A 13,914-nucleotide genomic window follows, 5' to 3' on the forward strand; every position below is an offset into this window, starting at 1 on the left:
GGCGAATGAATGGGCTCTTTCTGCGTTTGCTGTTGTGAGCTTGATGCGAAGCCTCAAGCACGGTGCTTTCCGGGCATTCACGGCTCCCTGGCACACCCACCGCGTGGGTTTCGCTTCGCTCCACGCCACCCTACGGAGGCGCGCTCACACCTGGAAGCGCGCCACGGAGGTCTGCATCGCCTCGGCCACGTTGTCGAGGCGTTGCGCGGCGTCGGCCAACTCGTGCATCGCCTCGGTGTTCTGCCGCGACATGCGGGCGATGGTCTCCACCCGCTGGGCCACCTCGCTGCTGGCCCGGGATTGCTCGTCGATGGTCTGGGAGATCTCCTCGACCACCTCGGCGGCACGGTGGGCGCCGTTGCGGATCTCGCTGATGGAGGTGCCGGCCTGGGTGGCCAGGGAGACGCCGTCGTTCACCCGCGTCACCCCCGTCTGCATGCTGCTGACCGCCTGTTCGGTGCTCTCGCGGATGCGTTCGATCATGCCGGTGATCTCCTGGGTGGACTGCGCCGTGCGTGCCGCGAGGTTGCGCACTTCGTCGGCCACCACGGCGAAGCCGCGACCCGCCTCGCCGGCCCGCGCGGCTTCGATGGCAGCGTTGAGCGCCAGCAGGTTGGTCTGCTCGGCGATGCTCTTGATCACCTGGATGATCGAGTGGATTTCCTCCGAGGAGCGGCCCAGCGCGGTGATGGTGCTGGACGAGCTGTTCACCGCGTCGGCGATGCGGTTCATGCCGTCGACGACGCCGAGGATCACCTGTCCGCCGTTGCTGGCCAGGCCTTCGGAGTGCGCGGAGATGCCCTGGGCGTTGCGCGCGTGCTCGGCGATCTGGGCGATGTTGGCGATCATCTCCTCCATCGCCGCGGCCATGCTGGTGGCGCTGTCGGCCTGCTCGCTGGCGCCATCGACGATACCGCGCGAGGTGTCGCTGAGGGTGTGCGCGGTGCCCCGCAGCTCCTCACTCTCCTGGCGGATGTCGGCGATCATCTGGCGCAGGTTGTTCTGCATGTCCGCCAGCGCCTGCTGCAACTGGCCGGCCTCGTCGTTGCTGTCGACGCTGATGGTGTTGCGCAGGTTGCCCTGGGCGATCGCACGGGCAGCGGCGACGGTCTTCTCCAGCGGGCGCAGCACGGTGCGCATCAGTTGGCCGGTGGCCAGGCACAGCGCCAGGCAGACGACGAGGATGCCGCCGACCAGCCACATGGCCGCCTGGTTCACGGCGGCCTCGCTGGCGTTGCGCGCCTCGGCGGCGTGCTCCTCGATCAGGCTGCTGAGGGCTTCGTTGCGCTCCTCCAGTTCGCCGAAGGTGGTGTTGAAGGCCGGCAGCTCGGCGCGCGCTGCGGCCGGGTCGCGCAGGGCATGGTCGATGATCTTCTCGGCAGCGGTGATGTAGGACTCCAGCGCGGGCTGCGAATCGCCGATGGCGCGCTTGATGTTGGCGCTCAGGGGCAGGCTGGCGTTCTCGCTCATGGCCTTGCGGAACCAGTCGCTGTGCTCCTTGAGGTCCTGGCGCACCTGGTCGGCGGCGGCGCTGTCGCCAGGTTCGGCGACGAAGGCGGCAAGCACGTCCGCCCGCAGGGCGTCGTGCATCATGTCGCCCTCCAGGTGGTTGCGCAGGGCGCTGACGCTCAGTTCGTTCTCGGCCAGCGCGTCGGCGAGGCGGGTCTGGCCCCAGAAGCCGATGCCGCCGAGCAGGGCGGCGGCGATGACGCTGATGGCCCCTGAAGCGACCATTTTCTGGCGAATGTTCATGCCGTTCCTCCCTAGGCGCAGACTGGCTGCTAAAGCGTAGCCCAGCGGCGCGAGAAGGCATCAGGGTACGCGTTGCAGCCTGGCGCCCCAGTCTGCCAGCGGCACGCTGGCGTCCTGGTTCCAGATGCGCCGCCAGATCAGCCCCAACTGCTGCAGGTCGCCTCGCACGGCGGGCAGGCGCTCGGTCACGGCCGGCAGCACCCAGGTGTCGCCCCTGCGCGTGGCGAGGACGAAGCGGAACGGGTGGTAGCCGGTGAAGCCCAGGCGCAGGTCGGTCACCACCAGGGCGTCGCCCAGTTGGTCGAAGCGCAGTACGCCGTCGGTGAACCACGCCAGCCGTGCGTATTGCGGCGATGCCTTGAGGTGTTCGGCCAGGGCGGTGCCACGTGGCAGGGTCACCAGGGCGGGCGGTGCCGTGTCGAACCCGCTCACCAGGGCCTCGTGGTAGCGCTCGCCGTCCAGCACCGTGACCCGCCAGAGCAGGCTGTTGAAGGGCGTCGGCGAGGCGAACAACGCCTGCGCCCGGACGCCCTGGCGGGCGAGCTCGGCCTCGACCCGCTGCTCGGCCATCCATTTGCCGGCGACCGTGAAGGCCAGGTAGAGGCTGGACAGGGCCAGCGCCAGCAAGGGGCCGCGCGGTGCCTTGCCCCCTGGGCTTGCAGCCAGCCCGGCGAGCACGGCCAGCAGCAGGGGCAAGGTGTAGAGCGGGTCGATGATGAAGATGCTGGACCAGGCCGTCGGCGGCGGGGTGAAGGGCCAGAGCAGCTGCGTGCCGTAGCTGGTGAAGGCGTCGAGCAAGGGGTGGGTGATCAGCACCAGCCAGAGGGCGAGGAACAGCCGTCGCCCCGAATAGCCGGGGTTGGGTCGCCAGCGCCGCAGGAGCAGGGTCAGCACCAGCGCCAGCAGGGTGAGCACCGGCAGCGAATGGCTGAAGCCGCGATGGCGGGTCATCACGTCCACCGCATCCTGGTAGCGGATCAGCACGTCGAGGTCCGGCAAGGTCCCCAGCGCCGCGCCGTAGAGCAATGCCTTGCGTCCCTGCCAGCGGCCCAGTACCGCCGTCTGCACCGTCGCGCCCAATACCGCCTGGGTGATCGAATCCATTGCCGCGCCCCCTGGAGACAAGGCGCCTAAATTAGGGGCTCGGCGGGAGCGCGGGAAGTGGCGGGGCAGGGCGATTGGTAAGTTTGTATGAACGAGGCGAGGGTACAGGCCGCGAGATTTAAGTGGGCTGCGGCGCTATCCTGTCGCTCTTTCCGCTATCCGGCCCGTGCCATGTTGCTGATCTCCAACAGCGTCCACCTGCCCGACGATGAAATCGAGCTGACCGCCATCCGCGCCCAGGGCGCCGGCGGGCAGAACGTCAACAAGGTGTCCAGCGCGATGCACCTGCGCTTCGACATCCACGCCTCGTCGCTGCCGCCGTTCTACAAGGAGCGCCTGCTTGAGCTGCGCGACAGTCGCATCACCGGCGAGGGCGTGATCATCATCAAGGCCCAGCAATACCGCACCCAGGAGCAGAACCGCGCCGATGCCCTGGAGCGCCTGGCGGAACTGATCCGCAGCGCCGGCAAGGTGGAGAAGAAGCGCCGCCCGACGCGGCCGACCCTGGGCTCGAAGACCCGCCGCCTGGATGGCAAGTCCAAGCGCGGTGCGATCAAGGCCGGTCGCGGCAAGGTGGACTACTAGCCCGCCAGGACCCGGGTGGCGAAGCCGGGCGATTATCGGCGGGTTTCGCCACTGGGCACCGCGCCTGGCGGGGCCCGCTGACGGATACTGGCGCCACTTCACCGCGATCGCCCCGAGGCCGCCGTTGCTCGACGTCATCACCATCACCGCCCCCGTTTTCCTGATCATCGGCCTGGGCTTCGCCGCCTCCCTGGGCGGGCTGGTCAGCCGTGAGCAGGTGCGTGGCATCGGCGCGTTCGTGCTCAACTTCGCGCTGCCCGCGCTGGTGATCAAGGCACTGGCCGAGCGCCCCATCGGCGAGGTGTTCAACCCTTGGTACCTGCTGGCCTACGGGCTGGGCTCGCTGGCCGTGTTCGGCCTCGGCCTGGCGTACTTCCGCCTGGTGCGCGGGCGTGGCCTGGCCGATGCCGCCATCGCCGGGCTGGGCATGTCGGCCTCCAACAGCGGCTTCGTCGGCTACCCGGTGGTGGTGATGGTGGCGGGGCCCACGGCGGTGCTCGGCCTGGCGTTGAACATGGTGGTGGAAAACCTGCTGATGATTCCCCTGGCGCTGGCCCTGGCCGAATCGGCTCAGCAGCGCGGCGAGGGGGTCTGGCACACCCTGCGCGGGACCTTCGGGCGTCTGGCGCGCAACCCGCTGATCATCGCCATGCTGGTGGGCGTCGGCCTCTCGCTGCTGGGGCTGCGCCTGCCGGCCGTGCCCGCGCGGGTGGTGGAGATGCTGGCGTCGGCCTCGGCACCGGCCGCGCTCTTCGTCATCGGCGGCACCCTGCATGGCGTGCGCCTCGGTGGCCTGCTGCCGGACATGGCGGCCATCAGCCTCGGCAAGCTGGCCTTGCACCCGCTGGCGGTGGCGGGGCTGTTCTGGTTGCTGCCGCCGGTGGAGCCCGCGCTGATGGCAGCGGGCATTCTCTTCGCCTGCGCGCCGATGATGAGCATCTACCCGCTGGTGGGCATGCGCTTCGGCCTGGAGGCGCGCTGCGCGGCGACCCTGGTGATGGCCACGGTGCTGTCGTTCTTCGGCCTCAGCCTGGCCATCGCGCTGTTGCAGCACTGAGCCACCGGCGCCAGGCCGCGCCGCCGCCCCGTCGGGTACGAGGGGCGGGGAGGGAAGGGCGCCTCAGCACACCCGTGCGATCGCCTGCGCCAGGTCGCCCAGGCGCGAGGCGTCCACCCCGGCGATGTTGGCGCGGCCGCTGCTGACCATGTAGACGCTGGACTCGCTGCGCAGCCGGGCCACCTGTTCGGCACTCAGGCCGGTGTAGGAGAACATGCCGCGCTGGCGGGCGATGTGGGCGAAGCGCTCGGCCAGGCCGTGGGGCGCGAGGGCCTCCACCAGGCCGGCACGCAGTTCGGCGACGCGGCGGCGCATGGCGTCCAGCTCCTCCAGCCACACGGCCTTCAGCTCGGCATCGCCGAGGATGGTGGCGACCACCGCCGCGCCATGGTCCGGCGGGGTGGACCAGAGGTTGCGGGCGATGAAGGCCAGCTGGCTGCGCACGTCGATGAGCTGGTCGGGGCTGGCGGCGCAGACGACCAGGGCGCCGGTGCGCTCGCAGTAGAGGCCGAAGTTCTTCGAGCAGGAGCTGGTGATCAGCACCTCCGGCAGCGATTCGGCGAACAGGCGCACGGCCCAGGCGTCCTGCTCCAGGCCGTCGCCGAAGCCCTGGTAGGCGAAGTCCAGCAGCGGCAGCAGGCGGCGCGCGCGGACGATCTCCAGCACCCGTTGCCAGTCGTGGCGGCCCAGGTCGAAACCGGTGGGGTTGTGGCAGCAGGCGTGCAGCAGCACCACGTCGCCTTCGGGCACCTGTTCCAGGGCGGCGAGCATGGCTTCCAGGTCGAGGCGGTTGTCGGCGCCGACGTAGGGGTAGTGGTGCACGGCCAGGCCGCTGGCGGCGAACAGGGTCTCGTGGATCGGCCAGGTCGGGTCGCTGACCCAGATGCCCCGGCCCGGCAGGCAGCGGGCGATGAACTCGGCCGCCAGGCGCAGGGCACCGGTGCCGCCCGGGGCCTGGGTCACGCCGGCGCGCTGGCCGGTCAGCAGCGGCGAGCCCGCGCCCAGCACCAGCTCGCCCAGCAGGCGGCCGAAGGCGGCGTCACCGTGGCCGCCGATGTAGGTCTTGGTGCGCTGCACCTCCACCAGGCGCTGCTCGGCGAGCTTCACCGCACGGGGGATGGGGGTCACGCCCTGGCTGTCCTTGTAGACGCCCACGCCGAGGTCGATCTTGGCCGGGTTGGGGTCCGCGCGGTGGGCCTCGATCAGGCCGAGGATGGGGTCGCCGGGCACGCGCCCGACCGGGGCGAAATGGCTCATTTGCGGCCCTCGGCGCGTTCGGCCACCTCGTCGGTGCGGGCGGCCATGATGAAGTCGTTGCGGTGCAGGCCCTTGGCCTCGTGGCTCCACCAGGTGACGGTGACCTTGCCCCACTCGGTGAGCAGGCCCGGGTGGTGGCCTTCTTCCTCGGCGATGGCGCCCACCGCATTGGTGAAGGCCAGGGCATGGCGGAAGTTCTTGAAGCGGTAGACCTTCTCCAGCTGCATGATTGCGTCGCGGACTTCGATGTTCCAGTCGGGGATCTGCTTGAGCAGCTCGGCCAGTTCGGCCTCGGAGACCTTGGGCGCGTCGGCGCGGCAGGCTTCGCAATGGGCTTGGGACAGTGCGGTCATGGGGTTCTCCAGGTAGAGGGCTGGCCGGTTGGCGCGGCTCGTGGCGCCAACCGGCGGGAAAGGGTTTCAGGCCGCCTTGGGCTTGGGCGGGAACTTCGGCGCGTGCAGGCCGAGGGCCATGGCCTGGTGCACCAGCGCCATGATGTCCTCGTGGGCCAGTTCGAACAGGCGCTTGAGCTCCGGCAACACGAAGTAGAGCGGCTGCAGGATATCGATGCGGTACGGGGTGCGCATGCATTCCAGCGGGTCGAAGGCCTGGTGCTCGGGCTCGCCGGAAAGACTGTAGACGGTCTCCTTCGGCGAGGAGAGGATGCCGCCGCCGTAGATGCGTCGGCCCTGGGCGGTTTCCACCAGGCCGAACTCGATGGTCATCCAGTACAGGCGGGCGAGGTAGACGCGCTCCTCCTTGGTGGCCTTGAGGCCGAGCTTGCCGTAGGTGTGGGTGAATTCGGCGAACCAGGGGTTGGTCAGCAGGGGGCAGTGGCCGAAGATCTCGTGGAAGATGTCCGGCTCCTGCAGGTAGTCCAGCTCTTCCGGCGTGCGGATGAAGGTGGCCACCGGGAATTGCTGGCTGGCCAGCAGCTCGAAGAAGGTCTGGAAGGGGATCAGTGCCGGGACGCGGGCGACGCGCCAGCCGGTGGCGGCCTGCAGCACCCGGTTGATCTCGCCCAGCTGGGGGATGCGGTCATGGGGGAGGGCGAGGCGCTCGATGCCGTCCAGGTACTCCTGGCAGGCGCGCCCTTCGATCACCTTGAGCTGGCGGGTGATCAGGGTGTTCCACACCTGGTGCTCGCTGTCCGGGTAGTGGATGAAGTCGTTCTCGTCCGGCTCGCGGGCCACGTATTGCGTGGTTTTCATTCGGCCTCCTGGGGCGGGGCTTCGTTGTTGTGTTGAGCCATGGATAACCCCTAACCCTGCGTCGCGCAGCCCGCTGGCGGCTACAGCGACCGGGATGAAGGCGGAATTTGCGTAAAGAAATGTTTACGTATTGGTCGGGATCAGGCGGAGTCGCCTTGCTGGTGGGGCAAGTCGTCACATATTCTTGACGGAAAAATCGGGCAGGACGCTGATTTTCAGCCCCGCGCCCCAGACAAGAACCCGTTCCGGGGTGCCGCATGCGTATCAAAGTCCATTGCCAGAACCGCGTAGGCATCCTGCGCGACATCCTCAACCTGCTCGTCGACTACGGCATCAACGTCAACCGCGGCGAAGTCGGCGGCGACCAGGGCAACGCGATCTACCTGCTCTGCCCGAACCTGATCAACCTGCAGCTGCAATCGCTGCGGCCGAAGCTCGAGGGCATCCCCGGTGTCTTCGGCGTCAAGCGCGTGGGGCTGATGCCCAGCGAGCGTCGCCACCTGGAGCTCAACGCGCTGCTCGGGGCGCTGGAGTTCCCGGTGCTGTCCATCGACATGGGCGGCTCCATCGTCGCCGCCAACCGCGCCGCCGCGCAGCTGCTGGGCGTGCGCGTGGACGAGGTGCCGGGCATCCCGCTGTCGCGCTACACCGAGGATTTCGACCTGCCGGAGCTGGTGCGGGCCAACAAGGCGCGCATCAACGGCCTGCGGGTGAAGGTCAAGGGCGATGTGTTCCTCGCCGATATCGCGCCGCTGCAATCCGAGCACGACGAGAGCGAGGCCCTGGCTGGTGCGGTGCTCACCCTGCACCGCGCGGACCGCGTGGGCGAGCGCATCTACCACGTGCGCAAGCAGGAGCTGCGCGGCTTCGACAGCATCTTCCAGAGTTCGCGGGTGATGGCCGCCGTGGTGCGCGAGGCCCGGCGCATGGCGCCCCTGGATGCGCCGCTGCTGATCGAGGGCGAGACCGGCACCGGCAAGGAGCTGCTGGCCCGCGCCTGTCACCTGGCGAGCCCGCGCGGGCAATCGCCCTTCATGGCGCTGAACTGCGCCGGCCTGCCTGAGTCCATGGCCGAGACCGAGCTGTTCGGCTACGGCCCCGGCGCCTTCGAGGGCGCGCGCCCGGAAGGCAAGCTCGGCCTGCTGGAGCTGACCGCCGGCGGCACGCTGTTCCTCGATGGCGTCGGCGAGATGAGCCCGCGCCTGCAGGCCAAGTTGCTGCGTTTCCTCCAGGACGGCTGCTTCCGCCGCGTGGGCAGCGACGAGGAGGTGTACCTGGACGTGCGGGTGATCTGCGCGACCCAGGTGGACCTCTCGGAGCTTTGCGCCCGGGGCGAGTTCCGCCAGGACCTCTATCACCGCCTCAACGTGCTGTCGCTGCACATTCCGCCGCTGCGCGAGTGCCTGGACGGGCTGGGGCCGCTGGTGGAGCACTTCCTCGACTCGGCCAGCCGGCAGATCGGCTGTGCCTTGCCCCGCCTGGCGCCCCAGGCGCTGGAGCGCCTCGGCCATTACCACTGGCCGGGCAACGTGCGGCAGTTGGAGAACGTGCTGTTCCAGGCCGTTTCCCTGTGCGAGGGGGGCACGGTGAAGGCCGAGCACATCCGCCTGCCGGACTACGGCGCACCCCAGCCGCTGGGGGACTTCTCCCTGGAGGGCGGGCTGGAGGCGATCCTCGGGCGCTTCGAGAAGGCCGTGCTGGAACGCCTGTTCGCCGACCATCCGAGCAGCCGCCAGTTGGGCAAGCGCCTGGGGGTGTCGCACACCACCATCGCCAACAAGCTGCGCCAGCACGGGCTGGGGCGCGAGGAGGCCTAGCGGGCTGTTGAAAAACCGATCGCGTTGCGGCTGCGGCATTGAAAGCGCCCGCAGGATGCCTGCGTACCCTGCGTACCCTGCGCTCCCGGCCGGTCCTGCCGTCCAGGTTTCAACGGCCTGTTAGACCTTGGTGCAATGGCCGGTGGGCAGGCGGGTGGGTAAAAAGGGCGCTGTCTGAATCTTGCGTGATGCGGACACTAGCGTTTCTACATTCCTCTCCCGGAATGATTGAGCGGGCGACCCGAGGGTCGCCCATTTTTTTGCCTGCGATCTGCCCTTCCGCACAGGGCGGGTCACGCCAGTTTCAGCAGGCCCATCCCCAGCACCAGCATGACCAGGCCGAGCCAGCCCTTCCACGCCAGGCGCTGGCCGAACAGTGCCCAGCCCATGGCGACCGTGGCGAGGATGCCGAAGCCGCCCCAGATGGCATACGCCAGTGACAGCTCGATGCCGCGCACCGCCTGGGCCAGTGCGGTGAAGGCCGCCAGGATGCAGAGGATGGAGACGGCGCCGAGCACGCGGCGACGGAAGCCGTCGGAGTACTTGAGCAGGACGTTGGCCAGCACTTCCAGGGCGATGGCCACGCCCAGCCAGGCGAAGTGGATCCAGGTCACGCCGCTCATGCCGCCACCTCCTGGCCGCGGGCCACGGGCTCGGCGCGGGTGCCGAACTTGATCAGCAGGATGCCGACGATCATCACGGCCAGGCCCAGCGCCTTGGCCAGGCCGAGGCTCTCGCCCAGCCAGGCGACGCTGACGGCGGTGATCAGGACGATGCCGATGCCTTCCCACAGTGCATAGGCGACGCCAACCGGGACGCGCTTTACCGCCAGGGCGAGGAAGAAGTAGGACAGGCCGATCAGCACGTACATCGCGAGGTAGCCGAGCAGGGGTGCGTATTCGGTGGCGAATTTCATCGAGGTGGTGCCGACGACTTCGAAGAAGATCGCCGTGAGCAGATAGAACCAGGAACGCATGGTGCCCTCCCATGGGCATGCAGGGGCGTCGTCATGGGTGACGGACGCCAGGGGGTCTCGGTGGTTGGCGAGCGCAGGGTCATTCCCGGGGGAATCCCGGCGCGGCCAGGGGTGGACGAGGGGGAGGGCGCTAGAGGTCGCCGGTCCAGTGTCCTTCGCGGGACACCAGGCGGGAGAAGTGCAGGGAGTAGGGTTTTGTGTTCGACATAATGAACACAAAATTACCATTAGGAATCGAATAAAGCCAATCGATAGGTTTTGGCTAAATGTTTCGGCCTGTATTCGGGGGTTATAGAGATCTGATGGCGGGCCCAGGAAATCGCCCGTTCGTTTTTATGTTCATTTTCTTGGGGGCGGCCGCTGCCCCGTGAGGCCGGCGGTGGCGTGCCCTCGACCCTTGCGCCCGTCTGCGCAGGGCCCCGCCGCGAGGGCTCTGCGGCGGCCTTAGACCATAGTCCGTATGCGGTAAGACCATGGTCGAATGGCCCCACAGGGAGGCGGGGGATACAAAAGGCGGCATACAAAAACAACTGCCCGTCGAGGTATGAACATGAGTGCTGCTTCACTTTATCCGGTGCGTCCCGAGGTGGCTGAAAAGTCGCTGACCAACGAGGCGACCTACAAGGCCATGTACCAGCAGTCGGTGATCAACCCCGACGGCTTCTGGCGCGAGCAGGCTCAGCGCATCGACTGGATCAAGCCGTTCACCAAGGTCAAGCAGACCTCCTTCGACGACCACCACGTCGACATCAAGTGGTTCGCCGACGGCACCCTCAACCTGTCCGCCAACTGCCTGGACCGTCACCTCGCCGAGCGTGGCGACCAGCTGGCGATCATCTGGGAAGGCGACGACCCGTCCGAGCACCGCAACATCACCTACCGCGAGCTGCACGAAGAAGTGTGCAAGTTCGCCAACGCCCTGCGCGGCCAGGATGTGCACCGCGGTGACGTGGTCACCCTCTACATGCCGATGATCCCCGAGGCGGTGGTGGCCATGCTGGCCTGTACCCGTATCGGCGCCATCCACTCCGTGGTCTTCGGCGGCTTCTCCCCCGAGGCCCTGGCCGGTCGCATCATCGACTGCAAGTCCAAGGTGGTGATCACCGCCGACGAAGGCCTGCGCGGCGGCAAGAAGACCCCGCTGAAAGCCAATGTCGACGACGCCCTGACCAACCCCGAGACCAGCAGCGTGCAGAAGCTGATCGTGGTCAAGCGCACCGGTTCGGACATCAAGTGGAACCCGCATCGCGACGTCTGGTACGAGGATCTGATGAAGGTCGCCTCCAGCCAGTGCCTGCCGAAGGAAATGGGCGCCGAGGACCCGCTGTTCATCCTCTACACCTCCGGCTCCACCGGTAAGCCCAAGGGCGTGCTGCACACCACCGGCGGCTACCTGGTCTACGCCTCGCTGACCCATGAGCGCGTGTTCGACTACCGTCCGGGCGAAGTCTTCTGGTGCACCGCCGACATCGGCTGGGTCACCGGCCACACCTACCTGGTGTACGGGCCGCTCTCCAATGGCGCCACCACCCTGATGTTCGAGGGCGTGCCGAACTACCCGGACGTCAGCCGTGTCGCCAAGATCATCGACAAGCACAAGGTCAACATCCTCTACACGGCCCCCACCGCCATCCGCGCGATGATGGCCGAGGGCAAGGCCGCCGTGGCCGGTGCCGATGGCTCCAGCCTGCGCCTGCTGGGTTCGGTGGGCGAGCCGATCAACCCGGAAGCCTGGCACTGGTACTACGAGAACGTCGGCCAGTCCCGCTGCCCGATCGTCGACACCTGGTGGCAGACCGAGACCGGCGCCTGCCTGATGACCCCGCTGCCGGGTGCCCACGCCCTCAAGCCGGGCTCCGCCGCGCGGCCCTTCTTCGGCGTGCAGCCTGCCCTGGTGGACAACCTGGGCAACCTGATCGAGGGCGCCGCCGAAGGCAACCTGGTGATCATCGACTCCTGGCCGGGACAGGCCCGTACCCTGTACGGCGATCACGACCGTTTCGTCGACACCTACTTCAAGACCTTCAAGGGCATGTACTTCACCGGTGACGGTGCCCGTCGCGACGAGGACGGCTACTACTGGATCACCGGTCGCGTCGACGACGTGCTTAACGTCTCCGGCCACCGCATGGGCACCGCCGAGATCGAGAGCGCGATGGTCGCCCACCCGAAAGTCGCCGAGGCGGCCGTTGTCGGCGTCCCCCACGACATCAAGGGGCAGGGCATCTACGTCTACGTCACCCTCAATGCGGGCGTGGAGTCCTCCGAGGCGCTGCGCCAGGAGCTCAAGCAATGGGTGCGCCGCGAGATCGGCCCCATCGCCACGCCGGACGTCATCCAGTGGGCACCGGGCCTGCCCAAGACCCGCTCGGGCAAGATCATGCGCCGCATCCTGCGCAAGATCGCCGTGGCCGAGTACGACAGCCTCGGCGACATCTCCACGCTGGCCGATCCTGGCGTGGTGCAGCACCTCATCGACACCCACCGCACCATGCAGGCCGCCTGACCCGGCGCCTGCGCGCAACACCCACGCCCCGCCCCGGCCACAAGCCGCGGCGGGGCGTTTTCGTTGGCGATGCCGGCCTGAGCTGTTGTGGTTCTTCAGGAAGCGCTCTGGCGCGGTATTTTTCGGGGGTATGGCTTCTTCTTCCTCCACCGCGTGGGTTTCGCTCCGCTCTACACCACCCTACGAAAAGCCCGTGCGCACCATGTGGTCATGCGCTGGGCGAGAAACGTTGGGGCAGCCGTCAAATGCCCCTCCAGGAGGTCGAGCGCAACTTGCACGCAGACAGAGCGCTTTCGTTCCTGGAAGGGCAGGTGAGGGCGCCGCGGGTTTTTGGTCGTGCCAGGGACGACGCCAAGCGACTGATTTATATCGGCGAAACGACTTTGTGCGGGAAGGGGCGGGACCGACCGGTCAGGGTAACGCCGGGGTTGTTACGCGCCGCGCCGAAACGGGGCGGGTGGAAACACTTCGCCTCGAAATGGTGCGCGGAAATGGCAGGTCAGAAAATTAGAAGTAAGATGTAAGCCTTGTACTGCAAGGGTTGGCGGATTTGTGGCGCGGTAATTGCTTTTTCCATGGGTTTACTGTCTTTCTGCTCCCTGCATATTCATGAGGGGCTGTCAACCTTCCTCCCCGGGCCGTCCTGGCCTTTTGTAATTTGTTGTCGCATTGAAGAAATATCGACTTTAGGGCTGTCGCTAGAATGCCGCTCACCCGGCCACGGCCATTTTCCCTGAGATCGATCAAGGTAAACCCGGCGCCTCTTTCTACAATTCATCAGAAGGCCTGGGCATATCCTCACTCTGCCAGCAGAAGCCATACCCATTCGTAGGAGTCAAAAGATGAAGAAGATCGCACTTCTCGGCGCCATGGCGCTTTCCCTGTTGTCGCCGCTGGCTGCTGTGGCCGATGAAGCCAAACCCCTGCGCATCGGTATCGAAGCGGCCTATCCGCCCTTCGCCTACAAGACTCCGGACGGCAAGATCACCGGCTTCGACTACGACATCGGCAACGCCCTGTGCGCCGAGATGAAGGTCGAGTGCAAGTGGATCGAGCAGGAGTTCGACGGCCTGATCCCGGCCCTCAAGGTGCGCAAGTTCGACGCCATCCTGTCGTCGATGACCATCACCGATGAGCGCAAGAAGTCCGTGGACTTCACCGGCAAGTACTACCAGACCCCGATCAAGCTGGCGATGAAGGCCGGCACCGTGATCAACGATCCGCTGGTGGACCTGAAGGGCAAGAAGGTCGGTGTGCAGCGCGCCAGCACCTACGACCGCTTCGCCACCGAGGTGTATGCACCGGCCGGTATCGAAGTGGTGCGCTACAGCTCGCAGAACGAAGTGTTCCTCGACATGACCTCCGGCCGCCTCGACGCGACCCTGGCCGATGCCGTGAACATCGACGACGGTTTCCTCAAGACCGAGGCTGGCAAGGGCTTCGCCCTGGTGGGCCCGGACTACACCGATCCGAAGTACTTCGGTGAGGGTGCCGGCATCGCCGTGCGCAAGGGCGACAAGGCCCTGGCCGACAAGATCACCGCTGCCATCACCGCCATCCGCGCCAACGGCAAGTACAAGGAAGTGCAGGACAAGTACTTCCAGTTCGACGTGTACGGCAACTGATCAAGCCGCCAAAAACCGACTGCG

At 67.2% G+C, this 13,914-nt stretch carries 12 protein-coding genes and 1 pseudogene; 5 read left to right on the forward strand and 8 right to left on the reverse strand.

All coding sequences use genetic code 11. The annotated features are described in order from the left end of the window. Positions 1-144: 144 nt before the first annotated feature. The 3 genes and pseudogenes from DMX10_RS33620 to DMX10_RS15185 form a co-directional block, all read right to left on the reverse strand. On the reverse strand, positions 145-1,008 hold the full coding sequence (locus DMX10_RS33620; protein ID WP_371921696.1) for a methyl-accepting chemotaxis protein: 864 nt from the start codon (positions 1,006-1,008) through the stop codon (positions 145-147). After that, a pseudogene (locus DMX10_RS33625) lies at positions 1,000-1,752 on the reverse strand (HAMP domain-containing protein); the annotation flags it as partial. The gene DMX10_RS33620 and the pseudogene DMX10_RS33625, both read right to left, overlap by 9 nt. Before the next feature lie 60 nt (positions 1,753-1,812). Further along, a complete protein-coding gene (locus DMX10_RS15185; protein WP_111261861.1) occupies positions 1,813-2,856 on the reverse strand; it encodes a metal-dependent hydrolase in 1,044 nt (347 codons plus the stop codon). 171 nt (positions 2,857-3,027) lie between these two features. Here DMX10_RS15185 and arfB point away from each other — a divergent pair, with 171 nt between their 5' ends. Beyond that, entirely contained in the window at positions 3,028-3,441 is a 414-nt protein-coding gene (gene arfB, locus DMX10_RS15190) for an alternative ribosome rescue aminoacyl-tRNA hydrolase ArfB (protein ID WP_111261862.1), read from the forward strand. A gap of 124 nt (positions 3,442-3,565) precedes the next feature. Continuing rightward, on the forward strand, positions 3,566-4,498 hold the full coding sequence (locus tag DMX10_RS15195) for an AEC family transporter (protein WP_111261863.1): 933 nt from the start codon (positions 3,566-3,568) through the stop codon (positions 4,496-4,498). A gap of 63 nt (positions 4,499-4,561) precedes the next feature. On the opposite strand, the gene DMX10_RS15200 is transcribed toward DMX10_RS15195, so the two are convergent. From DMX10_RS15200 to phhA, 3 genes are all read right to left on the reverse strand, one after another. Next, entirely contained in the window at positions 4,562-5,755 is a 1,194-nt protein-coding gene (locus DMX10_RS15200; protein ID WP_111261864.1) for an amino acid aminotransferase, read from the reverse strand. Then, positions 5,752-6,108 (reverse strand): 4a-hydroxytetrahydrobiopterin dehydratase, encoded by a 357-nt coding sequence (locus DMX10_RS15205; RefSeq protein WP_111261865.1) that lies wholly within the window; start codon positions 6,106-6,108, stop codon positions 5,752-5,754. The genes DMX10_RS15200 and DMX10_RS15205 overlap by 4 nt, the downstream gene beginning before the upstream one ends. Positions 6,109-6,174: 66 nt before the next feature. Beyond that, positions 6,175-6,966 (reverse strand): phenylalanine 4-monooxygenase, encoded by a 792-nt coding sequence (gene phhA, locus DMX10_RS15210; protein ID WP_111261866.1) that lies wholly within the window; start codon positions 6,964-6,966, stop codon positions 6,175-6,177. 257 nt (positions 6,967-7,223) lie between these two features. Here phhA and DMX10_RS15215 point away from each other — a divergent pair, with 257 nt between their 5' ends. Continuing rightward, the gene (locus DMX10_RS15215; protein ID WP_111261867.1) at positions 7,224-8,783 is read left to right on the forward strand and encodes a sigma-54-dependent transcriptional regulator; all 1,560 of its coding nucleotides are present in this window, start codon (positions 7,224-7,226) and stop codon (positions 8,781-8,783) included. 293 nt (positions 8,784-9,076) lie between these two features. Here DMX10_RS15215 and mdtI read toward each other — a convergent pair whose 3' ends face one another. Then, a complete protein-coding gene (mdtI, locus tag DMX10_RS15220; protein WP_111261868.1) occupies positions 9,077-9,406 on the reverse strand; it encodes a multidrug/spermidine efflux SMR transporter subunit MdtI in 330 nt (109 codons plus the stop codon). Further along, positions 9,403-9,759: an SMR family transporter gene (locus DMX10_RS15225; protein ID WP_111261869.1), complete on the reverse strand. Its 357-nt coding sequence runs from the start codon at positions 9,757-9,759 to the stop codon at positions 9,403-9,405. The genes mdtI and DMX10_RS15225 overlap by 4 nt, the downstream gene beginning before the upstream one ends. A 550-nt stretch (positions 9,760-10,309) precedes the next feature. On the opposite strand from DMX10_RS15225, the gene acs reads away from it, so the two are divergent. Beyond that, a complete protein-coding gene (acs, locus tag DMX10_RS15230; protein ID WP_111261918.1) occupies positions 10,310-12,265 on the forward strand; it encodes an acetate--CoA ligase in 1,956 nt (651 codons plus the stop codon). A gap of 842 nt (positions 12,266-13,107) precedes the next feature. After that, on the forward strand, positions 13,108-13,890 hold the full coding sequence (locus DMX10_RS15240; protein WP_111261871.1) for an ABC transporter substrate-binding protein: 783 nt from the start codon (positions 13,108-13,110) through the stop codon (positions 13,888-13,890). Positions 13,891-13,914: the final 24 nt, after the last annotated feature.

Source organism: Pseudomonas sp. 57B-090624, from assembly GCF_003234055.1.
GTDB classification, from domain to species: Bacteria; Pseudomonadota; Gammaproteobacteria; order Pseudomonadales; family Pseudomonadaceae; genus Metapseudomonas; species Metapseudomonas tohonis.